The organism is Burkholderia sp. Ax-1724, from assembly GCF_011752995.1.
In the GTDB taxonomy this organism is placed as follows: domain Bacteria; phylum Pseudomonadota; class Gammaproteobacteria; order Burkholderiales; family Burkholderiaceae; genus Paraburkholderia.
Genome location: NZ_VWWL01000017.1, coordinates 147,315 through 168,555, shown reverse-complemented (window position 1 = coordinate 168,555; position 21,241 = coordinate 147,315). Strand labels below are relative to the sequence as shown.

Sequence of the window (21,241 nt, the reverse complement as noted above, 5' to 3'; positions counted from 1 at the left end):
AGCGGCGAATGGCCTCGGCAGCCTGAGCTGTGCGAAACGATCGAAGCGAACGGAGCAACCGGCGCAAGCGTGCCGAAAAAACCGCCCGCCAGCCCGCAACGGTCCCGAACGACCCAAAACGGCTCTCGACCGCCCGAGTGCAGGATCGAACAAGACGCCCCCCCGCCGAACGGCTATTCTGCGGACCATTCCAGTTTTCTTGCAGGGGCAGTCGATGCAGCGCGGTGTGGCATATGGGGTAATGGCCGGGGCCTTATGGGGCATGATCTTTCTGGTGCCGCGCGTGCTGCCCGACTTTTCGCCGCTGCTGATCGTCGCGGGCCGCTACACGATGTACGGCCTCGTTTCGCTGGTCGCCGTGCTGCCGACGGCGCGCTCGCTCGCCCAACGCCTCGCTCGCGAAGACCTGATCGCGCTCGTCAAGCTCGCGCTCGTCGGCAATATCGCCTATTACCTGCTGCTGACGGCGGCGGTCCACCTGATCGGCATCGCGCCGGCATCGCTGATCGTCGGCGTGCTGCCGGTCACGGTCACGCTGATGGGCCGGCGCGATCACGGCGCGGTGCCGCTTGCGCGCCTCGTCTGGCCGCTCGCGACCGTGACGGCGGGCATCGTCTGCATCAACGTCGACGTGTTCACGGCGGCGGCCGCCACGCCGGTGAGCGTCGCGACACGGCTTATCGGCGTCGCCTGCGCGGTCGGCGCGCTCGTCTGCTGGACGTGGTTCGCGGTCGAAAACGCCCGCTATCTGCAGCGTCAGACGCATTTCAGCGGCAACGAGTGGTCGGTGCTGTGGGGTGTCGTGACGGGCGCGCTCGGCGCGACGCTGTGGCTCGTGATTGCGGTGCTGCCGTCGGGCGGTCCGCTCGGCGAACCGGCGCCCGCGCGCTGGCACACGTTCTGGCTGCTCAATCTCGCGCTCGCGGTCGGCGCGTCGTGGCTCGGCAACGGCCTGTGGAACGCCGCGGCGAAACGGCTGCCGCTCACGCTGTCCGGCCAGATGATCGTGTTCGAGACGCTGTTCGCGCTGCTCTACGCGTTCATTTACGACCAGCGCCTGCCGCGGCCGCTCGAACTGGCGGCGATCCTGCTGCTCGTGGCGGGAGTCTGCTGGTCGGTGCGCCGGCATTCGGACGGCGATGCGTCCGGAACGACGCCTATCGAGGACAAGGCGCAGGCTTCGGCGCATTGAGAAAAAGCGCGCACCGCCGCGATACAGGAACAGCGATACAGGGACGGCGATAACGCCTTGCCGGGCGCACGCCGCCGCCCTCGCCTAACGCGAATCCTTGTTCAGCCAGCGGCGCCCTTCGATCGAGCCCGCCTTGCGCGTCTTCTCGACGCGGCGCTGGCGCGACACCTTCGGGTCCACGAGCAGCGGCCGGTAGATTTCGACGCGGTCATGATCGGCGAGCACCGTGTCGAGCGGCCTGAGCTTGCCGAACACGCCCACCTTCTGCGTGGCGAGATCGATCGACGGGAAACGCCGCAGAATGCCGCTCGCGTCGATCGCCTGCTGCAGCGTCGCGCCCTCGGGCAGCTCGACCGGAATCAGCGTTTGCGCTTCGGCCAGCGCGTAGCAGACTTCAACCGACAGCCGCGCGCTCATGCCTTGCCGTAGCGCTGATCGGCGCGCTTCACGAAAGATTCGACGAACGTATTGGCGATGTGATTGAACACCGGGCCGATGATTTTTTCGAGCAGGATGCTGGTGAATTCGTAGTGCAGCGCGAATTCGATCTTGCACGCATCAGCACGCAGCGGCGTGAAGCGCCAGAAGCCGGTGAACTTGCGAAACGGGCCGTCGGCGAATTCCATGTCGATGCGCGTGGGCCGCTCCATCGAGTTGCGCGTCGCAAAATGCTGCTTGATGCCCTTGAAGTTGATGTCGATCCGCGCCTCCATGCCGGTTTCGTCCTGGCGGCGAATTTCGACGCCCCCGCACCAGGGCAGGAAATTGGGGTAATCGGCGACGTCGGTGACGAGGTCGAACATCTGTTCCGCCGAATGGCGAATCAACACGGTTTTCTGGACATCTGCCATAAATTGAACAACGCGTGGCAAGGGTGGACGAGCGCGGCGGGCTTTCCTTGCCCCGCTTTGCTAAAATCGTGATTTTAAACGAGTTGAGCGCTTTCCATTCATGAGCATTATCGACAACAGAAAAGCCTTCTTCGACTACTCGGTCGAGGAGCGCTACGAAGCCGGACTCGTGCTCGAAGGATGGGAGGTCAAGGCCTTGCGCGCCGGGCGCGGCCAGATCAAGGAAGGCTACGTGGTGATCCGCAACGGCGAGCTGTTTCTGATCGGCACGCACATCAGCCCGTTGCCCGAAGCGTCGACGCACATCCACCCGGATCCGGTCCGCACGCGCAAGCTGCTTTTGCATAGCGAAGAAATCAGCAAGCTGATCGGCAAGGTCGAACAGCGCGGCTATACGCTCGTGCCGCTCAATTTTCACTACAAGAACGGCCGCGTCAAATGCGAGATCGGCCTCGCCAAGGGCAAGAAGCTGCACGACAAGCGCGAGACCGAGAAAAAGCGCGACTGGGAGCGCGAAAAGGCGCGTTTGATGCGTTCGTGAGCGTGGGCGCACGGTCGCGCCACCTGCGCCCATGTAAAGACTGTGCTGCGGCGCGGCTTCGGCGCGCCGGCTTCATTCACCGCTTCATTTGCCGATTCGTTCGCGGCTTCATGTGCTGCCTTGTCAACCGCCCCGCGCGCACCGGCGCCCCGCCTTCAGCAAGGCTGAGAATCCGCAACAGGAAAATGGCCCGCATCCCGATGATTGCTGGCCATTTTTTTGCGGGAAACCGCCAGTTCTCCCAGTGCCTGCTCCTGACTCCCGCTAGGCCGAAGCGGGCCCGCCCTTGCCCTTGTTCACGATCGTCAGCGCCGACGCGATCATCGAACTCATGTTCGACATATCGCCCGGCACGATCAGCGTCGTGCCCTGCTTCGCCAGATTCGCGAACGCATTCACATACTGCTCCGCCACCTTCAGATTCACGGCCTCCATCCCGCCGTTCGACTGGATCGCCGCCGCGATCTTCTGGATCGCCTGCGAGTTGGCCTCGGCCACGGCCAGAATCGCCGCCGCCTGCCCCTGCGCCTGGTTGATCGCCGCCTGCCGTTCGCCCTCGGACTTCTGGATCGCCGCCTCGCGCCCGCCCGATGCGATGTTGATCTGCTCCTGCTTGCGCCCCTCCGACGCCGCGATCAGCGCGCGCTTCTCGCGCTCGGCGGTGATCTGCGCCTGCATCGCGTGAAGAATCTCCTTGGGCGGCGTCAGGTCCTTGATCTCGTAGCGCAGCACTTTCACGCCCCAGTTCGCCGCCGCTTCATCGAGCGACGACACGATGCTGTGGTTGATGAAATCGCGCTCTTCAAAGGTCTTGTCGAGTTCGAGCTTGCCGATGACCGAGCGCAGCGTGGTCTGCGAAAGCTGCGTGATCGCGAACACGAAATTGCTCGACCCGTAGGACGCCTTCATCGGATCGGTGACCTGAAAGTACAGCACGCCGTCGACCTGCAACTGCGTGTTGTCGCGCGTGATACACACCTGGCTCGGCACTTCGAGCGGGATTTCCTTCAGCACGTGCTTATAGGCGACCCGGTCGACGAACGGAAACGCGAAGCTCAAGCCCGGCGTCAGCGTCGCATGATAACGGCCGAGGCGCTCGAGCACCCACGCATGCTGCTGCGGCACGATCTTGATGGTCTGCGATGCAAGCACGATCACGACGATCAGCAGCACCGCCCCGACGATGGTTGAATCCATGTTGCTACCCTCCGGTCCGTGGTTTGAATCGTTCTACGCAGGTTAATGCGCCGGCGTTTTTTGATGCTGATATTTTTGATGCTGATGCTTCTGATGCTGATCTGTCAGTGAGATTCGCGGGCCCGCATTGCCCCGCATGGCAATCGCCCCTCAGGCCGCCGGTGCGCCGGCAGGCTGCGAACGGCTCGCCACGACGATCAGGCGGCTACCGCGCAACTCCCGGATCTCGTAGACCTGCGCATCTTCGGGCTCGCCCTCGGCCAGTTCGACGTCCCATGCCGCACCGCGATAGGTCGCGCGCGCCCGGCGCTCGTGCCACGCCGGCACGTTCAGCGTCTGACCGATATCGAGATTGACGTCGGGGTTGCGCGACGCCTGTTCGCGCTTGCGCCGGCCGAAACGCGAGCGCCGCAGCAGCACGACTGCCGCGAGCGCGACCACCGCGGCGATCGCGAACTGCGCGTCGGCGGCCGCGCCGGCAATATGCGCCAAGGCCGCCGCGACACAGCCGAGCGCGATCATCAACAGATAGAAGGTGCCGCTCATCAGCTCCAGCACGACAAGCACACCCGCCCCGATCCACCAGAACAGTCCACCAGGCGCCACGGCGACCTCCACAAAGCAAAACACCCCGGATCTACCGGGGTGTTTATAGCACGAAGCGGGCGTGTTCAACGGGCGCTACCGCGCATGTCCGCGCGTTGCCGATTCGTCGCAGCTCGCGCCATAACTCGCGCTGCAACTCACACCGTGCACGCCGCCCGACAGGCGGCCTGCACGGCTTCGCCGCTTACTGCTTCGACTTCGCCAGTTGCTGCCACGTCTCGATGATCGTGTCGGGGTTCAGCGAGATCGACTTGATGCCTTCGTCCGTCAGCCATTGCGCGAAGTCCGGATGATCCGACGGCCCCTGGCCGCAGATGCCGACGTACTTGTTCAGACGCAGGCAGGTTTCGATCGCGCGCTTCAGCATAAACTTGACCGCCGGATCGCGCTCGTCGAAATCGACGGCGAGCAGTTCCATGCCCGAGTCGCGGTCGAGGCCGAGCGTGAGCTGCGTGAGGTCGTTCGAGCCGATCGAGAAGCCGTCGAAGTACTGCAGGAACTCTTCGGCGAGGATCGCATTCGACGGCACTTCGCACATCATGATGAGGCGCAGGCCCTTCTCGCCGCGCTTCAGGCCGAACTTCTCGAGCAGCCCGACCACGCGCTCCGCCTGCTTCAGCGTACGCACGAACGGCACCATGATCTCGACGTTGTCGAGGCCCATCTCTTCACGCACCTTCTTCAGCGCGACGCATTCCATCTGGAACGCTTCGGCGAAGTCTTCCGCGATATAGCGCGACGCGCCGCGGAAGCCGAGCATCGGGTTTTCCTCGTCCGGCTCGTAGCGCGAACCGCCGATCAGCTTCTTGTACTCGTTCGACTTGAAGTCGGACATACGCACGATGACGGGCTTCGGATAGAACGCCGCCGCGATCGTCGCGATGCCTTCGGTCAGCTTGTCGACGTAGAACGCGCGCGGCGACGCGTGACCGCGCGCGACGCTTTCGACCGCCTTCTTCAGGTCCTGATCGACGTTCGGGTATTCGAGGATCGCCTTCGGATGCACGCCGATGTTGTTGTTGATGATGAATTCGAGCCGCGCGAGACCCACGCCTGCGTTCGGCAGTTGCGAGAAGTCGAAGGCGAGCTGCGGGTTGCCGACGTTCATCATGATCTTCACCGGAATCGGCGGCAGTTCGCCGCGCTGCACTTCGGTGACTTCGGTTTCGAGCAGACCGTCGTAGATCTTGCCTTCGTCGCCTTCCGCGCACGACACGGTGACGAGCGCGCCGTCCTTCAGCACGTCGGTCGCGTCGCCGCAGCCGACCACGGCCGGCACGCCCAATTCACGCGCGATGATCGCCGCGTGGCAGGTGCGCCCGCCCCGGTTCGTGACGATCGCCGAGGCGCGCTTCATGACCGGTTCCCAGTTCGGGTCGGTCATGTCGGCGACGAGCACGTCGCCCGGCTGCACACGGTCCATTTCCGACGGATCGTGGATCACGCGCACGGGACCCGCGCCGATCTTCTGGCCGATCGCGCGGCCCGTGGCGATCACGTTCGACTGGCCCTTCAGCTTGAAGCGCTGCTCGGCCTTGCCCACGCCCTGGCTCTTCACCGTTTCCGGACGCGCCTGCAGGATGAAGATCTTGCCGTCGCGGCCGTCCTTGCCCCACTCGATGTCCATCGGACGCTGGTAGTGCTTCTCGATAATGACCGCGTACTTCGCGAGCTCGATCACGTCTTCGTCGGTGATCGAGAAACGGTTACGCTGCTCGTGCGGCACATCGACGGTCTTCACGCGGCCCGGCTCACCGGCCTTCGTGAATTCCATCTTGATGAGCTTCGAGCCGATCGAGCGGCGGATGATCGGGTACTTGCCCTGCGCGAGCGTGGTCTTGAAGACATAGAACTCGTCCGGATTCACGGCGCCTTGCACGACGGTCTCGCCGAGGCCATAGCTCGACGTGATGAAGACCGCGTCCTTGAAGCCCGATTCGGTATCGAGCGTAAACATCACGCCCGCCGCGCCGACGTCCGAGCGCACCATGCGCTGCACGCCCGCCGACAACGCGACTTCAGCGTGCGTGAAGCCCTTGTGGACACGATAGGAGATCGCACGGTCGTTGTACAGCGACGCGAACACGTGCTTCATGCGGTCGAGCACGTCGTCGATGCCGACCACGTTGAGGTAGCTTTCCTGCTGACCGGCGAACGAGGCATCGGGCAGGTCTTCCGCGGTCGCGGACGAACGCACGGCAAACGAGAGCTCTTCGGGCGAGCTCTTTTGCAGCGTGTCGAACCCTGCGCGAATGTCAGCCTCGAGCTGCGGCTGCAGCGGCGCGTCGACGATCCATTGACGGATCTCCTTGCCCGCTTCGGCGAGCGCCTTCACGTCGTCGACGTCGAGTGTTTCGAGACGTTTGGCGATGCGTTCGGTCAGATTGTTGTGCTGCAGGAAGTCGCGGAAAGCCAGCGCCGTGGTGGCGAAACCGGTCGGCACGCGCACACCGGCTTCGGCGAGCTGGCTGATCATCTCGCCCAGCGACGCGTTCTTGCCGCCGACGATTTCGACATCGGTCATCCGCAACTGCTCGAACGGAACTACATACGCCTTGTCCTTTGCGACGGTAACTGCGTTAGTCATACAAGCCCCTAAGTGTGAAAGAAATTCACGGCTGTGCAAGTGGGCTTGAACACGGGCGGCCCATTGGAAGCTCGACCCCGTGCCTTGCACAACCTGTTGGAGAAGCAATCGCGATATCGGGAGCGTGCGGCCCCATGCGTGCTGCGCGCGGATGCTCGATAAAACACACGATTGAGCGGACTTGCCGCCCGATCTCCCGTGTTCAGCGCCCATTCGCGGCGGATAGCGCGGCGTTGGTCGACCGTTCGCGGTGAGTTAGACGCCAATCGCCTGCAATTGCTTATCCAACAGGTTGCCGCTATTCTACCGTGCCGACTCCTGAAATGTGGCAGTCGGACGAGAATTGCGCCTCGAATCGCGCCCGGCCCTGGCCTGCGGGCTTTTGCGAGGCTGCGCCGCTTCCCGCCCGAGGCCGTGGTACTGGCAGACTCTGCGCCGGCCGCCGCGGTTCAGCCGCCGGAGCGCCGCCCCGCGGCGGCGCGGTTCGATTCGGGCGCGCTTTACCGCTCACGCTTCCCGGCCCGTTTGCCGCTCACGTTCAAAGCCCCACTGATGCCGCCCACCGTATTCATCGTCTCAGACGGTACCGGGATTACTGCCGAAACCTTCGCGCATTCGATCCTCTCCCAGTTCGACCAGAAATTCCGCCTGGTTCGCGTGCCTTTCGTCGATTCGACCGAGAAGGCCTACGCGACGCTCGAAAAGATCAACGAGGCGGTCGTGCAGGAAGGCCGCCGTGCAATCGTCTTCACGACGCTCGTCGACAGTTCGTCGAACAAAATCGTCAAGGGCTCGAATGCGCTCGTGCTCGACATGTTCCAGACCTTCGTCGAGCCGCTCGAGCAGGAGCTCGAACTGAAGTCGAGCCACGCGATGGGCCGCGGCCACCAGAACGCCGACACCGAGGAGTACAAGAACCGGATCGAAGCGATCAACTTCTCGCTCGCGCACGACGACGGTCAATCGAACCGCAATCTCGCCGACGCGGACGTGATCCTCGTCGGCGTATCGCGCAGCGGCAAGACGCCGACGAGCCTTTATCTCGCGATGCAGTACGGCGTGAAGGCGGCGAACTATCCGCTGATTCCCGAGGACTTCGAACGCGGCAAGCTGCCGACGCCGCTGCTCGAACATCGGCAGAAGATGTTCGGGTTGTCGATCGATCCGCAGCGGCTGTCGGAGATCCGCAACGAGCGGCGGCCGGGCAGCAAGTACGCGGCACTGGAAAACTGCCGCTACGAAATCAACGAGGCCGAAGCGATGATGCGGCGTGAGGGGATCAAGTGGCTGTCGTCGACGCACAAGTCGATCGAGGAGATCGCGACGACGATCCTGCAGGAGATCAAGCTGGACCGCTCGTCTTATTGATATTGAGCGCCGTGGCGGCGGCATGGCGCCAGTGCGGGGCTTGCCCGCAACCGCCCGGCGCCGCCCTCGCCTACGCCTTCCGCCCGCGCCGCTGACGGCACTGCTCGAATACGCAGACAGCCGCCGCCGCGGCCACGTTCAGCGACTCCATCCCGCCCGGCTGCGGAATCGTCACGCGCAGCGACACGGCATCGCGCCAGGCCTGCGACACGCCCGCCCCTTCATTGCCGAACACCCACGCGAGCGGTCCACCCAGATCGCAATCGTAGATCGCCTCGGCGCCATGCGAATCGGTGATGACGATCGGCACCGCGAGACGTTCGATCAGCGCGTTCGTGTCGACGTCCTCGTGAATGTGCAGCAGGAAATGCGCGCCCATGCCCGAGCGCAGCACCTTCGAAGACCACGCGTACGCCGTGCCGGGCGCACAAAACACCTGCCCGATGCCCGCCGCCGCCGCGCTGCGCAGAATCGAGCCGACGTTGCCCGCATCCTGCACGCCGTCGAGCACGAGGCAGTTCTGATCGACACGCTCGGGCAGCGGCGTATCGAGCTTCTCGACCAGCAGCAGAATGCCGATGCCATGCACGACGTTCGAGAGCTGGCCGAACAGCGCATCCGGCAGCGTGACGAGCCGGTGATCCTCGATGCGCGACACGATGGCCTGCGCTTCGTCGTGACGCAGCGCGCCGTCGGTGACGATGCACAGTTCCGGCTGACCGGCGACGTCGAGATACGCGCTCGCGAGATGAAAACCTTCGAGCAGCGCATGGCCGCTGCGGCGCTGTTGATGCGTCGAGCCGGCCAGTGCCTTCAGGCGCTTGTAGAGCGGATTGTCCCGCGAGGTGATGGCTTTCACAGGCAGCGAAGGCGAAGAAAAATGGAAAAAGAGTGGATAGCGCGAGAGCGCCGGCCGTATTTTATGCCGTGCTCAACAAGCAGCGCCTGAAAGGCGCTCAGGAAGTACCCAGGCGGTACCTAGGCATCATCCCGGTGCCTTCCGAAATGCGGTTATTCACGCGACGCCCGTGCCGCGTTCATGCGGTACTTCATACAGCAGCGAATTAGCCAGGTGTCTTGCCGGGCATCGCGCTTGCGCCGACCTGCGCCGCCGTGGATGGATCAGCGCACCGGCACAACAACGACACCCGTGCCGAATCGCTGATACGCCTCGCGCACCGGCGCGAACGAACGCCGATGATGCTCGCAAGGCCCATGCTCGCGCAGCGCCGCCAGATGCTGCGGCGTGCCGTAACCGGCATGCGCGTCGAAACCGTAGACGGGATAGGCCTCATGCAGTTCGAGCAGCATGCGGTCGCGCGTAACCTTGGCGAGAATCGACGCGGCCGAAATGCTTTTGACGAGCGCATCGCCGCCGATCACCGCTTCGGCGCGCATGGCGAGCGTCGGGCAGCGGTTGCCGTCGATCCTCACGAGCGTCGGCACGACCGACAGCCCCTCCACCGCGCGCTTCATCGCGAGCATCGTCGCGTGCAGGATGTTCAGCGAGTCGATTTCCTCGACCGTTGCCGATGCGATGCAGTAGGCGAGCGCCCGCTCGACGATCTTGTCGTACAGCGCCTCGCGCTTTTTCGCGGTAAGCGCCTTCGAATCGTCGAGACCGCGAATCATCGGCTTGTCCGGATCGAAAATTACCGCCGCCGCCACGACCGGGCCCGCGAGCGGCCCGCGCCCGGCTTCGTCGACGCCGCAGACGATGTCGTCCGCGCTCTCGAAGTTCAGGCCCGCCTGGGCCGTGGTCTTGCGGCGCGGCACGCGTGCCGTGCTCATGCCCGCCCCGCCCGCCGGTCGACGACGCTCGCCACGACTTCCGCCGCCCGCTGCGCCGTGTTCTGCTTCAGCACGTGGTGCATCTCCGTGAAGATTTCCGTCAACGTGCGCCGGTTGGACTCGTCGCGCAGCTGTTTCAGCGTCGCCTCGGCGAGCGCCTGCGGCGTCGCGAAGTGCTGCAGGATCTCGGGCACCACGAAGCGCCCCGCCAGAATGTTCGGCAGGCCGACGTACGGCAGATAGCCCTGGCGGCGCATGATCTGGCCGGTCAGCCAGGGCACCTTGTAGGAAATGACCATCGGCTTTTTCAGCAGCGCGGCTTCGAGCGTGACGGTGCCGCTCTTCACGAGGATCGCGTCGGCGGCCGTCATCGCGAGCTGCGACTGGCCTTCGGTGATGGTCAGCGCGAGGCCCGGATGCGCCTCGACGAGCGGCTGCAGCTGCGCGCGCAACGCGGGCGTGGCCGCCGGCATCACGAAGCGCACGCCGGGCTCCTGGTGCTGCATCATCTCCATCGCCGCGAAGAACGTCGGGCCGATCAGGTCGATCTCGGAGCGCCGGCTGCCGGGCAATACCGCGATCACCGGACCGCTTTCGGCAAGACCGAGCGTGCGGCGCGCGCCGAGCGTGTCGGGTTCAAGCGGAATCTGGTCGGCCAGCGGATGCCCCACGTACGATGCCGCGACGCCCGATTTTTCGAGCAGCGCCGTTTCGAACGGGAACACGCACAGCATGTGGTCGACCGCCTTGGCGATTTTCTTGATGCGCCCGCCGCGCCACGCCCAGATGGACGGACAGACGAAGTGCACGGTCGGAATGCCGGCGTCGCGCAGCGCATGTTCGAGCCCGAAGTTGAAATCGGGCGCGTCGACGCCGACGAACACCGACGGCGGCTCGGCGAGCAGCTGGCGCTTCAGTTCATTGCGAATGCCTAGGATTTCGGGAATGTGCCGCAGCGCTTCGACGTAACCGCGCACCGTAAGCTTTTCCATCGGCCAGTGCGCGTCGAAGCCCGCGGCCATCATGCGCGGACCGCCGATGCCGTAGTACTGCGTGCCGTCCGGCAGGCGGCTTGCGAGGCCGTCGAGCAGCGACGCAGCGAGCAGATCGCCGGACGGCTCGCCGGCCACCATCGCGACGCGCAGCGGGCTGGGTTGCAACGCCATCGTCTAGCGGATGATGCCGCGCTGCGACGCTTCGACGAACGCGAGCAGCGTCTGCACCGGAGCGTCGCCGTCGCCGCCGGCGGCGGCGAGTTCGCGCAGTTGCACCTTCGCCTCTTCGAGCGACAGGCCGTTCTTGTACAGCACGCGATACGCCGTGCGCAGCACCGAGATCGCATCGGCCGAGAAGCCGCGGCGGCGCAGGCCTTCGACGTTGATGCCGTGCGGCTCCGCCTTGTTGCCCGCGGCGATCACGTATGGCGGGACGTCCTGCACGAGCGCCGACGCGCCGCCGAGCATCGAGTGCGCGCCGATGCGCACGAACTGGTGCACGCCCGACATGCCGCCGATGATCGCGTGGTCGCCGATCGTCACGTGGCCGGCCATCTGCGCGTTGCTCGACAGGATCACGTTGCTGCCGACGTGGCAGTCGTGGCCGATATGCACATAGGCCATGATCCAGTTGTCGTCGCCGAGCGTCGTGACGCCCGCGTCCTGCACCGTGCCGGTATGGATCGTCGTGAATTCGCGGATCGTGTTGCGGTTGCCGATCACGAGTCGCGTCGGCTCATCCTTGTACTTCATGTCCTGCGGACGGCCGCCGACCGATGCGTAATGGCCGATGCGGTTGTCTTCGCCGATCGTGGTGTGGCCTTCGATCACGCTGTGCGAACCGACCGTGCTGCGCGCGCCGATCGTCACGTGTGCGCCGATCACGGCATAGGGGCCGACTTCGACGGATTCGTCGAGTTGCGCGCCCGCTTCGATGATCGCAGTGGGATGAATCCTGCTCATGCGTCCTCGCTTCTGATTCTGTTGCGTTGTCTGGATGGGCGTGCCACGGACCGGCCGCGCGAATCGCGCCGCCGCGTGCCCGCCGAACGGCTCAGGCGTCCTTGTCCGTGTGCCGCACCGCGCACATCAGATCGGCTTCCGCCGCCACGACTCCATCCACTTCGGCACGCGCCTTGAACTTCCAGATGCCGCGCATGTGACGCTCGAACGTGCAGTTCAGGATCAGCTGATCGCCCGGCTCCACCACGCGCTTGAAACGCGCGTTGTCGATGCCGACGAACAGGTACAGCGTGTTCGACGGATCGCTCGGCTCTTCCGAGAACGTCAGCAGCGCCGCGGTCTGCGCGAGCGCTTCGAGAATCAGCACGCCTGGCATCACCGGCCGCGTCGGGAAATGTCCCTGGAAATACGGCTCATTGATCGACACGTTCTTCAACGCTTTGATGCTCTTGTGCGGTTCGAGTTCGAGCACCCGGTCGACCAGCAGGATCGGATAACGATGCGGCAGCAGCGTGAGAATCTTATGAATGTCGAGATTGATTTTTTCGGTGCTCATGGTGTTTCTGCTCACGCGTTGAATGCGCGATGATGACTGCGGATGCTGGTGCAGGTAGGTTGAAAACGCGCGCGGCCGGCGCCCGCGAGGTCCGCTGCGACCAGGGCGGCGGCCCTGCCGCCCGGTCACGGCAACCGGCTCTGCTTCATGATGCTCGCCCGCTATTTTACGCGGTGCCGGCGCGCCGCCGGGATTTCTTAGAGCGGATTGCCCGCGGCCTCGCCTGTCGCGCCGCCGGTCTTGTCTGCGGCGGCGCTTTCGAGCGCCTTGATGCGGTCGCGCAGCTTGTCGATATTGCGCAGCAGCGCCGCGCTCCTGTTCCAGTCCGCGTGATTCACGGCCGGGAACGCACTCGTGTAGATGCCGGGCTTCGGCAGCGACTTCGAAACGCCCGACTTCGCCGTGACGATCACGTAGTCGGCCAGCGTGACGTGCCCGGCAATGCCGACCGCGCCGCCGATCATGCAGTGACGGCCGATCGTCGTGCTGCCCGCGATACCCGCGCAGCCCGCGATGACCGTGTATGCGCCGACCTTGCAGTTGTGGCCGATCTGCACGAGGTTGTCGATCTTCACGCACTCCTCGATGATCGTGTCGGCCATCGCACCGCGGTCGATCGTCGTGTTCGCGCCGATTTCGACGTCGTTCGCGACCGACACGCCGCCGACCTGCGGAATCTTCACCCAGCTGCCGGTGCGCGCCTCGCCCTCGCCGACAAAATCCGGCGCGAAGCCGAACCCGTCCGAGCCGATCACGGCACCCGCGTGCACGATCACGCGCTCGCCGAGCTGACAGCCGTGGTAGACCGTGACGTTCGGATACAGATGCGAGTGGGCGCCGACGCGCGTGCCGCGGCCGATCACCACATTGGCGTCGAGCCGCACGTGCTCCCTAATCACCGCGCCGGCTTCGACCGTGACGCGCGGACCGATCACCGCGCTCGCGGCGACCTGGGCCGAGGCATCGATCGTTGCGCTCGGATGCACGCCGGGCGCCGCTTTCGGCGTGGCGAGGTCGATGAAGGTCTGGGCAATGCGCGCGAAGTAAGCGTACGGATTCGGCGTGACGATGAAATTACGGCCATCGGGCGAAGCCAGCTTCGCGAGGTCGCCGGCATTGATCAGCACCGCGCCCGCACGGGTCGTTTCGACCTGCGACAGATACTTCGGATTGGCGAGGAACGCCAACTGGTCCGGGCCCGCCTGATCGAGCGGCGCAAGACTGCCCACGCGCTGCGAACCGTTTCCGACTACTTCACCGCCGAACCGCCGGACGATGTCCTCGAGCGTAAATGCCATGCCTATCCTGTCTCCTACCTGTTCAATCCAAGCCATCGGCGGACACGCGCCGGCGCAGGCTCACGGCCATGCGCCACGCGATGACCGTTAGTTGCCCGATGCCGCCAGCGCCTTCAGCACCTGGTCGGTGATATCGATGCGCGGGCTCACGTACACCGCTTCCTGCACGATCAGATCGTAGTGCTGCGTCTCGGCGATCTGCTTGATGACCTTGTTCGCGCGATCGAGCACCGCCGCGAGTTCTTCGTTGCGGCGCTGGTTGAGGTCTTCGCGGAACTCGCGCTGCTTGCGCTGGAAGTCCGAGTCGAGCTGCGACAGATCGCGCTGCTTCTGCGCGCGGTCGGCCGCCGACATCGACGCGCCGTTCTTGTCGAGCGCATCGGACATCGACTTGAGCTTCTGCGCCATGTCGGCGAGATCCTTGTCGCGCTTCGCGAATTCGGCTTCGAGCTTGAGCTGTGCGGCCTTTGCCGCCGCCGATTCGCGCAGGATACGGTCGGAATTCACCGCGGCGATCCTCGCCTCCTGCGCATGCGCAACCCCGACTCCCAAGGTCATGGCCAGCGCCAATGCGCACGCTACACGTTTCGAAAACATACCGGTTAGCAAAGTCATCCTCTCGATACCGTAGTTTGGCCGGGCCGCCGCCGGAAACCGATCGCGGCCGGAACCGCCCGCCGCGCGATCAGAACGCCGTCCCGATCTGGAACTGGAACTTCTGATACTGGTCGCCTTCATGCTTGATAAGCGGGAAGCCGAGGCTCAGCTTGAGCGGGCCGATCGGCGAAATCCACGCGAGACCCACGCCGTAGCCGTAGCGCAGGCCGTTCGCGCCGGTGCTCGCGCAGCCGCTCGACGTACAGCTTGCCTGGCCCCAGACGTTACCGCCGTCAAGGAATGTGAACACACGCAGCGTGCGGTCGTAGCCGGTGCCCGGCAGCGGGAACGTCAGTTCGACGTTGCCGACGAGCATCTTCGAGCCGCCGATCGGATCGTTGGTCTTGCCGTCGCGCGGACCGAGCGAGCTCGGCTCGTAGCCCCGCACCGAACCGATACCGCCCGCGTAGTAGTTCTTGAAAATCGGGTAAGGCTTGCCGCCGAGGCCGTTACCGTAGCCGCCCTGGAAGTTGAAGCCCAGCACGAAGCCGCGCGCGAACGAGTAATAGTACTGCGCGTTGATGTCGGCCTTGTAGTACTGCGTGCCGCCGATCGGCGTGCCGTATTCGGCGTTCGCCTGCGTGAAGTAGCCGCGGCTCGGCACCAGCGCGCTGTCGCGCGCATCACGCGACCAGCCGACCGTCAGCGGGACGTTGTTCGACACGCGGCCGAACTCGTTCACGTAGTCGATATAGCTTTGCGGCGTGTTCGAGTCGATGTCGAGCTGGTTCTGCTCGAAGCCCGCGCCGAAATACACCGTGTCGACTTCCGAGAACGGAATACCGAACTTCAGGTCGGCACCGGCCGTAACGATCTTGAAGCTCGAATCGGTCGAGTAGTACAGCGGCTGATACGTGCGGTAGTAGACGTCGGTAATGCGCTTGATGCCATCGACCGTGAAGTACGGATCGACCTGCGTGACCGTCAGCGTGCGGTACGTCTTCGCGGTATTGACGTTCACCGACAGGCTCGTGCCCGAACCGAACACGTTGTCCTGCGAGACACCGGCCGACAGCACCACCTTGTCCGTCGACGAGAAACCCGCGCCGAGCGTGATCGCGCCGGTCGGCTTTTCGGCAACCTTGACGTCGATGTCCACCTGGTCGGGCGTGCCTTCCACTGGCACCGTAGTCACGTCGACGTCGGTGAAGTAGCCGAGACGGTTGATACGGTCCTTCGACAGCGCGAGGCGGTTCGAATCGAACCACGAGCTTTCGAGCTGGCGCATTTCGCGGCGCACCACTTCGTCGCGCGTACGCGTGTTGCCGACCACGTTGATGCGGCGCACATAGACGCGGCGGCTCGGGTCCACCTGCAGCGTGAGGTCGACCGTGTGGTTGTTCTGGTCGATCTGCGGCTGCGCATTGACGGTGGCGAACGCATAGCCGTATTCGCCGAGCTTGTCGACGATCGCCTTCGTGGTGGCCTGCAGCTTTTCGGCCGAGAAGCGGTCGCCCGGCTTGATCTTGATCAGCTTCTTGAGTTCCGCTTCGCGGTCGAGCAGATTGCCGGCGAGGCGGATGTTCGAAATCGTGTACGGCTGGCCTTCGTGCAGCGTGACCGTCAGGTACATGTCCTTCTTGTCCGGCGTGATCGACACCTGGGTCGATTCGATGCTGAACTCGAGGTAGCCGCGATTCAGGTAGTACGAACGGATGTTCTCGAGGTCGCCGGTGAGCTTGTCTTTCGCGTACAGGTCGTTCTTGGTGTACCACGAGAACCAGTTCGGCGTGGACAGCTGCATTTCGTCGCGCAGCGTGCCGGTGCTGAACGCCTTGTTGCCGATGAAGTTGATCTGGCGGATCTTCGCGCTCGGACCTTCGGCCACCGAGAACAGCACCGCGACGCGATTGCGGTCGATCGGCGTGATCGTGGTGGTGACTTCGGCCGCGTAGTAGCCGCGCGTCAGATACTGACGCTTCAGCTCCTGCTCGGCCTTGTCGACGAGCGCCTTGTCGAAGTAGCGGCCTTGCGACAGCCCGACCGCGCGCAGCGCCTTGGTCAGGTTGTCCTTCTCGAACTCGTGAATGCCGGCGAAGTCGATCGTGCCGATCGCGGGACGCTCCTGCACCTGCACGATGACGACGTTGCCCTCGGTCGCGATCTTGACGTCGTTGAAGAAGCCGGTCGCATAGAGCGCGCGAATTGCTTCGGACGCCTTGTCGTCGCTAAAGGTATCGCCTTGCTTGATGGGCAGATACGCGAACACCGTACCGGGTTCGACGCGTTGCAATCCCTCAATGCGAATGTCTTGCACCACGAAGGGCGTCGTTGCGTGAGCAACCAGCCCATGCGCGGCGAACGCCGCGGCTATAACCGTCTTCGGACCAAAGCGATGAGGTTTAAACAACGTGCTTCCCCAGTGTGTATAGCTGCATCAGGCCGGGCGGCCGCCCTCGAGAACGCCGCCGGACACTTTAAAAATGGATTAAACGAGCCAGATCGTTGAACAGCGCAATCGCCGACAGCGCGACGATGCAGGCGAGACCCGCCCTCTGAAAAACGAGTTGCCAACGATCAGAGACAACTTTACCGGTTACAGCTTCAACCAAATAATATAACAGATGCCCCCCGTCCAATACCGGAATCGGTAGCAGGTTCAGCACACCGAGACTGATGCTGACAAGGGCGAGGAACGACAGGAACGCCGAAGGCCCCAGGCGCGCGCTCTTTCCCGCGTAGTCGGCGATCGTCACGGGACCCGACAGGTTCTTCAGCGACGCCTCGCCGACGATCATCCGCCCGAACATGCGCACCGAGTACACCGCGAGGTCCCACGTGCGGCGCGCGCCGAGCCGCAGGCTTTCGAGCGGCCCGTAGCGCACCTCGATCGACGGCACCTGGGTCGCCAGTTCGGCGCCGATGCGGCCGATCTGCTGGCCAGTCGCCGCGTCGCGCTGCAACTGCGGCACGATACTGAGCTCGTCGAGGGTGCCCGCCGCATGACCGCCGCGGCCGCCGCGCTCCACCTGCAGCCTGAGCGGTTCGCCGGCGTGCGATTTTACATAAGCAATGAAGGCCGCGGCATTATCGGCCGGCGTGCCGTCGATCGCGCGCAGCCGGTCGCCCGTGACGAGCCCGGCCTTCTGCGCCGCGCTGCCCGCCTGGATACCGGCCACCGTAAGCTTGCCGCCGCCGGGCTCGAAGCCGAGGTGCGACATGAAATCGTCGTCGACGTCCTTCTCGGCGAGGCCGCGCAGGTCCATCGGGAAATCGGACGTGCCGTGCGCGTCCTTCGCGACGAGCACGATGTGCTTGTGATCGAACGCGGCGCCGAGCAGCTTCCAGCGCAGATCCGACCAGGAGCGCACCGGCTCGGTCTGATCGGCGCCGTCCGCGCGCACGCCGACGATCGTCTCGCCGCCCTCGAAGCCGGCCAGTGCGGCCGGCGTATTCGGCGCGGGCGTCGCGAGCACGGCCGACGGTTCCGTCACGCCGGTGGCGAACACCAGCGCAAACAGGACGATGGCGAGCAGGAAATTGGCGACCGGCCCCGCCGCGACGATCGCAAAGCGCCGCCACACCGACTGCCGGTTGAACGCATGCGGTAAATCCGCGGCGGGAATCGCCGCAGCGCCCGTCTCGCGCTCGTCGAGCATCTTCACGTAACCGCCGAGCGGCAACGCGGCAATCGTCCACTCGGTGCCCGTCTTCGGGCTCACCCACTGGACCAGCGGCTTGCCGAAGCCGATCGAAAAACGCAGCACCTTCACGCCGCACAAACGCGCGACGCTGTAATGCCCGTACTCGTGGACCACCACGAGTACGCCAATCGCAACCGCGAAAGCGAGCAGTTCGATCAGCAGGTTCATGAACGCCTCACTGGACGGCGCGTTCCGTGCGACGGGCGCCGTCGGGCAGGCGCGCGATGAATGCGGCCGCGGCGCGGCGCGCGGCGGCGTCCGCCTCGATGACGTCGTCGAGCGCGTGCGCGCTGCGGTTCGGCAACGCGGAGAGCACCGAGTCGACCACCTCGGCGATCGCCATGAAGCCGATGCGGCGCGCGAGGAACGCTTCCACCGCGATCTCGTTCGCGGCATTGAGCGCGGCGCTGGCGATGCCGCCCTCCGCGAGCGCCTTCATCGCGAGCGCGAGGCACGGGAAGCGCGCGTAGTCGGGTTTTTCGAACGACAGCGAGGCGATCTGGGCGAGATCGAGCTGCGCGACGCCCGAATCGACGCGCTCGGGGAACGCGAGCGCATGCGCGATCGGCGTGCGCATGTCGGGGTTGCCGAGTTGCGCGAGCACCGAGCCGTCCACGTACGACACGAGCGAATGGATCACGCTCTGCGGATGGATCAGCACCTCGATGCGCTCGCCCGGCAGGTTGAACAGCCAATGCGCCTCGATCACTTCGAGACCCTTGTTCATCATCGTGGCCGAATCGACCGAAATCTTGCGGCCCATTACCCAGTTCGGGTGCTTGCAGGCTTCGTCAGGCGTCACGTCGACGAGCGTGGCCCGCTCGCGCGTGCGGAACGGCCCGCCCGACGCGGTCAGGATGATCTTCGAGACGCCGCCATGCTGCGATGCCTCGTGCGGCAGGCATTGGAAAATCGCGTTGTGTTCGCTGTCGACCGGCAGCAGCACCGCGCCGTGGTCGCGCACCGCGTCCATGAAGATCGCGCCGGACATCACCAGCGCTTCCTTGTTCGCCAGCAGGATGCGCTTGCCCGCGCGCGCCGCGGCAAGGCTCGGCGCGAGACCGGCCGCGCCGACGATCGCCGCCACCACCGTATCGCAACCGTCGCTCTTTGCGACGTCGACGAGCGCTTGCGGCCCGTAGGCGACCTCGGTCCTGCTGCCCGCTTCGCGCAGCCGTGCGGCGACCTTGGCGGCCGTGTCGGCATCGCCGACCACCGCCACTTCGGGCGCAAAGCGCAAGCATTGCTCGACGAGCTTGTCGCCGTTGCGATGCGCGGACAGCGCGTAAATCGAAAAACGCTCGGGATGGCGCGCGACGACGTCGAGCGTACTGTCTCCAATCGAGCCCGTGGAACCGAGCAATGTCAGACGTTTTTGCATATCTCTTTCTCTAGCCGAGCAGCAGCATGGCAAGCGGCAGCACCGGCAATAATGCGTCGATGCGGTCGAGCACGCCGCCGTGGCCCGGCAGCAAACCGCTCGAGTCCTTCACGCCGGCCTGGCGCTTCAGCATCGATTCGAACAGGTCGCCGACCACGCTGAAGGCCACCAGCAAGGTCAGTGCGAGCACGGTGCGCACGGCGCCCCATTGCGCCAGCAGCGCAGAATACAGGGTTGGCTCGAACGCGTGCAAAAAGACCGCCGCCGCCGCGACGATCATGACCAGCAGCCAGCCGCCGATCGCGCCCTCCCAGGTTTTACCCGGACTGATGGCCGGCGCCAGCTTGTGTTTCCCGAAAGCCTTTCCCGAGAAGTATGCGCCGATATCGGCGAGCCATACCAGCAGCAGCAGCGACAGCACGAACGGCACGCCTTGCATGCGCGCGGCGACGAGAGCATGCCAGCACGCGACGAATCCGACAATGCCGGCAAGAAACAGAAAGGTGCGCCATGCGCCCTGCGCGAGCGCGGGCTTGCGCAGCAGCACGAACGGACCGGCGATCACCCAGAAGATCGCGGCGGCCTTGAAAAGCGAACGGGCCTCCGCGATGCCCGTGCCGAGCCGCGTGCTCGCGACCAGCGCGAGCGCCGCCAGCAGCGCGTAGACCACCGGGCCGGCGCCGCCGACCTTGAGCAGGCGCGCCCACTCCCACGCGGCGAACACGACGACGAAAGCGATCAGCGCGCCGAACGCGCCGACCGGCGCGAACAGCGTGACAGGCAGGAACACGGCCAGCAGGACGATCGCCGTGATGACACGGGTCTTTAGCATGGAAGCGAATCGACGTTCTGCGATTGCGGCTCGAGCTGGGCGCTGGTACGGCCGAAGCGGCGCTCGCGATCGCCGTACGAGGCGATGGCATGAGCGAGCGCGTCGGCGTCGAAATCCGGCCAGAACGTGTCGGTGAAATAGAACTCGGTGTAGGCCAGCTGCCACAGCAGGAAATTGCTGACGCGGCGCTCGCCGCCGGTACGGATGAAGAGATCGGGCTCGGGCGCGTAGGCCATCGACAGATGCTCGGCGAACGAGTCTTCGTTCACCTCGACCGGCTTGCCCGCCGCCGCCGACTGCTCGGCGAGCTTGCGGGTGGCCTGCATGATGTCCCAGCGGCCGCCGTAGTTCGCGGCGATGGTCAGCGTGAGACGGGTGTTGCGCGCGGTCTTGGTTTCCGCGCGCCTGATCAGGTCGCGAATTCTCACGTCGAAACGCTCGAGATCGCCGACCACGCGCAGGCGGATGCCATTCGCGTGCAGCTTGCCGATCTCGCGCTCGAGCGCGGTGACGAAGAGGCGCATCAGGAACGACACCTCTTCGTTCGGGCGGCGCCAGTTCTCCGAACTGAAGGCGAACAGCGTCAGATATTCGACGCCCCGCTGCGCGCACGCCTCGACGGCCGAGCGCACCGCGTCGACGCCGCGCGTATGGCCCGCCACGCGCGGCAGACGCCGCTTGGTGGCCCAACGGCCGTTGCCATCCATGATGATCGCGATATGTCGCGGCACCGCGGCGACTTCAGGCACGCGCACGGTTGAGCTGGTATAGGTCATGGCCGT

20 protein-coding genes are annotated in these 21,241 nt (G+C 64.9%); 3 read left to right on the top strand and 17 right to left on the bottom strand.

The features are described from left to right. Positions 1–214 precede the first annotated feature (214 nt). Positions 215–1,192: a DMT family transporter gene (locus tag F3J19_RS20815; RefSeq protein ID WP_167045323.1), complete on the top strand. Its 978-nt coding sequence runs from the start codon at positions 215–217 to the stop codon at positions 1,190–1,192. An 84-nt stretch (positions 1,193–1,276) separates the two neighbouring features. Here F3J19_RS20815 and F3J19_RS20810 read toward each other — a convergent pair whose 3' ends face one another. After that, positions 1,277–1,609, bottom strand: coding sequence for an RnfH family protein (locus F3J19_RS20810; protein WP_167045321.1), 333 nt, complete (start codon positions 1,607–1,609; stop codon positions 1,277–1,279). Continuing rightward, positions 1,606–2,043 (bottom strand): type II toxin-antitoxin system RatA family toxin, encoded by a 438-nt coding sequence (locus tag F3J19_RS20805; RefSeq protein WP_167045318.1) that lies wholly within the window; start codon positions 2,041–2,043, stop codon positions 1,606–1,608. The genes F3J19_RS20810 and F3J19_RS20805 overlap by 4 nt, the downstream gene beginning before the upstream one ends. A gap of 100 nt (positions 2,044–2,143) precedes the next feature. On the opposite strand from F3J19_RS20805, the gene smpB reads away from it, so the two are divergent. Further along, a complete protein-coding gene (smpB, locus tag F3J19_RS20800; RefSeq protein ID WP_167045315.1) occupies positions 2,144–2,584 on the top strand; it encodes an SsrA-binding protein SmpB in 441 nt (146 codons plus the stop codon). 264 nt (positions 2,585–2,848) lie between these two features. On the opposite strand, the gene F3J19_RS20795 is transcribed toward smpB, so the two are convergent. The 3 genes from F3J19_RS20795 to ppsA form a co-directional block, all read right to left on the bottom strand. Beyond that, positions 2,849–3,781 carry an SPFH domain-containing protein gene (locus F3J19_RS20795; RefSeq protein ID WP_167045299.1) on the bottom strand — a complete coding sequence of 311 codons (933 nt, stop codon included), beginning with the start codon at positions 3,779–3,781 and terminating at the stop codon, positions 2,849–2,851. Positions 3,782–3,931: 150 nt separating this feature from the next. Further along, positions 3,932–4,387, bottom strand: a complete 456-nt coding sequence (locus F3J19_RS20790; RefSeq protein ID WP_167045297.1) for an NfeD family protein — start codon at positions 4,385–4,387, stop codon at positions 3,932–3,934. A 184-nt stretch (positions 4,388–4,571) separates the two neighbouring features. Then, positions 4,572–6,974, bottom strand: coding sequence for a phosphoenolpyruvate synthase (gene ppsA / locus F3J19_RS20785; RefSeq protein WP_167045294.1), 2,403 nt, complete (start codon positions 6,972–6,974; stop codon positions 4,572–4,574). A gap of 552 nt (positions 6,975–7,526) precedes the next feature. Here ppsA and F3J19_RS20780 point away from each other — a divergent pair. Further along, positions 7,527–8,342, top strand: coding sequence for a pyruvate, water dikinase regulatory protein (locus F3J19_RS20780; RefSeq protein WP_167045291.1), 816 nt, complete (start codon positions 7,527–7,529; stop codon positions 8,340–8,342). 70 nt (positions 8,343–8,412) lie between these two features. Here the strand turns inward: F3J19_RS20780 and F3J19_RS20775 are convergent, their stop codons facing one another. The 12 genes from F3J19_RS20775 to uppS form a co-directional block, all read right to left on the bottom strand. Next, positions 8,413–9,201 (bottom strand): RNA methyltransferase, encoded by a 789-nt coding sequence (locus F3J19_RS20775; protein ID WP_167045288.1) that lies wholly within the window; start codon positions 9,199–9,201, stop codon positions 8,413–8,415. 263 nt (positions 9,202–9,464) lie between these two features. Next, positions 9,465–10,133, bottom strand: a complete 669-nt coding sequence (rnhB, locus tag F3J19_RS20770) for a ribonuclease HII (protein WP_167045285.1) — start codon at positions 10,131–10,133, stop codon at positions 9,465–9,467. Continuing rightward, positions 10,130–11,299: a lipid-A-disaccharide synthase gene (lpxB, locus tag F3J19_RS20765; protein ID WP_167045282.1), complete on the bottom strand. Its 1,170-nt coding sequence runs from the start codon at positions 11,297–11,299 to the stop codon at positions 10,130–10,132. The genes rnhB and lpxB overlap by 4 nt, the downstream gene beginning before the upstream one ends. 3 nt (positions 11,300–11,302) lie before the next feature. Further along, positions 11,303–12,091, bottom strand: coding sequence for an acyl-ACP--UDP-N-acetylglucosamine O-acyltransferase (gene lpxA, locus F3J19_RS20760; protein ID WP_167045279.1), 789 nt, complete (start codon positions 12,089–12,091; stop codon positions 11,303–11,305). 91 nt (positions 12,092–12,182) lie between these two features. Further along, positions 12,183–12,647, bottom strand: coding sequence for a 3-hydroxyacyl-ACP dehydratase FabZ (fabZ, locus tag F3J19_RS20755; protein ID WP_006048683.1), 465 nt, complete (start codon positions 12,645–12,647; stop codon positions 12,183–12,185). 197 nt (positions 12,648–12,844) lie between these two features. Continuing rightward, entirely contained in the window at positions 12,845–13,945 is a 1,101-nt protein-coding gene (lpxD, locus tag F3J19_RS20750; RefSeq protein ID WP_167045276.1) for a UDP-3-O-(3-hydroxymyristoyl)glucosamine N-acyltransferase, read from the bottom strand. A gap of 87 nt (positions 13,946–14,032) precedes the next feature. Further along, the gene (locus F3J19_RS20745; protein WP_205193092.1) at positions 14,033–14,554 is read right to left on the bottom strand and encodes an OmpH family outer membrane protein; all 522 of its coding nucleotides are present in this window, start codon (positions 14,552–14,554) and stop codon (positions 14,033–14,035) included. A 76-nt stretch (positions 14,555–14,630) separates the two neighbouring features. Then, positions 14,631–16,952 carry an outer membrane protein assembly factor BamA gene (gene bamA, locus F3J19_RS20740; RefSeq protein WP_167045270.1) on the bottom strand — a complete coding sequence of 774 codons (2,322 nt, stop codon included), beginning with the start codon at positions 16,950–16,952 and terminating at the stop codon, positions 14,631–14,633. A gap of 67 nt (positions 16,953–17,019) precedes the next feature. After that, positions 17,020–18,414: an RIP metalloprotease RseP gene (gene rseP / locus F3J19_RS20735; RefSeq protein WP_167045267.1), complete on the bottom strand. Its 1,395-nt coding sequence runs from the start codon at positions 18,412–18,414 to the stop codon at positions 17,020–17,022. A gap of 7 nt (positions 18,415–18,421) precedes the next feature. Then, positions 18,422–19,627: a 1-deoxy-D-xylulose-5-phosphate reductoisomerase gene (locus F3J19_RS20730; protein ID WP_167045264.1), complete on the bottom strand. Its 1,206-nt coding sequence runs from the start codon at positions 19,625–19,627 to the stop codon at positions 18,422–18,424. A 10-nt stretch (positions 19,628–19,637) separates the two neighbouring features. Next, entirely contained in the window at positions 19,638–20,459 is an 822-nt protein-coding gene (locus tag F3J19_RS20725) for a phosphatidate cytidylyltransferase (RefSeq protein WP_167045261.1), read from the bottom strand. Beyond that, a complete protein-coding gene (uppS, locus tag F3J19_RS20720) occupies positions 20,453–21,235 on the bottom strand; it encodes a polyprenyl diphosphate synthase (protein ID WP_167045258.1) in 783 nt (260 codons plus the stop codon). Before uppS ends, F3J19_RS20725 begins: the two co-directional genes overlap by 7 nt. Positions 21,236–21,241: the final 6 nt, after the last annotated feature.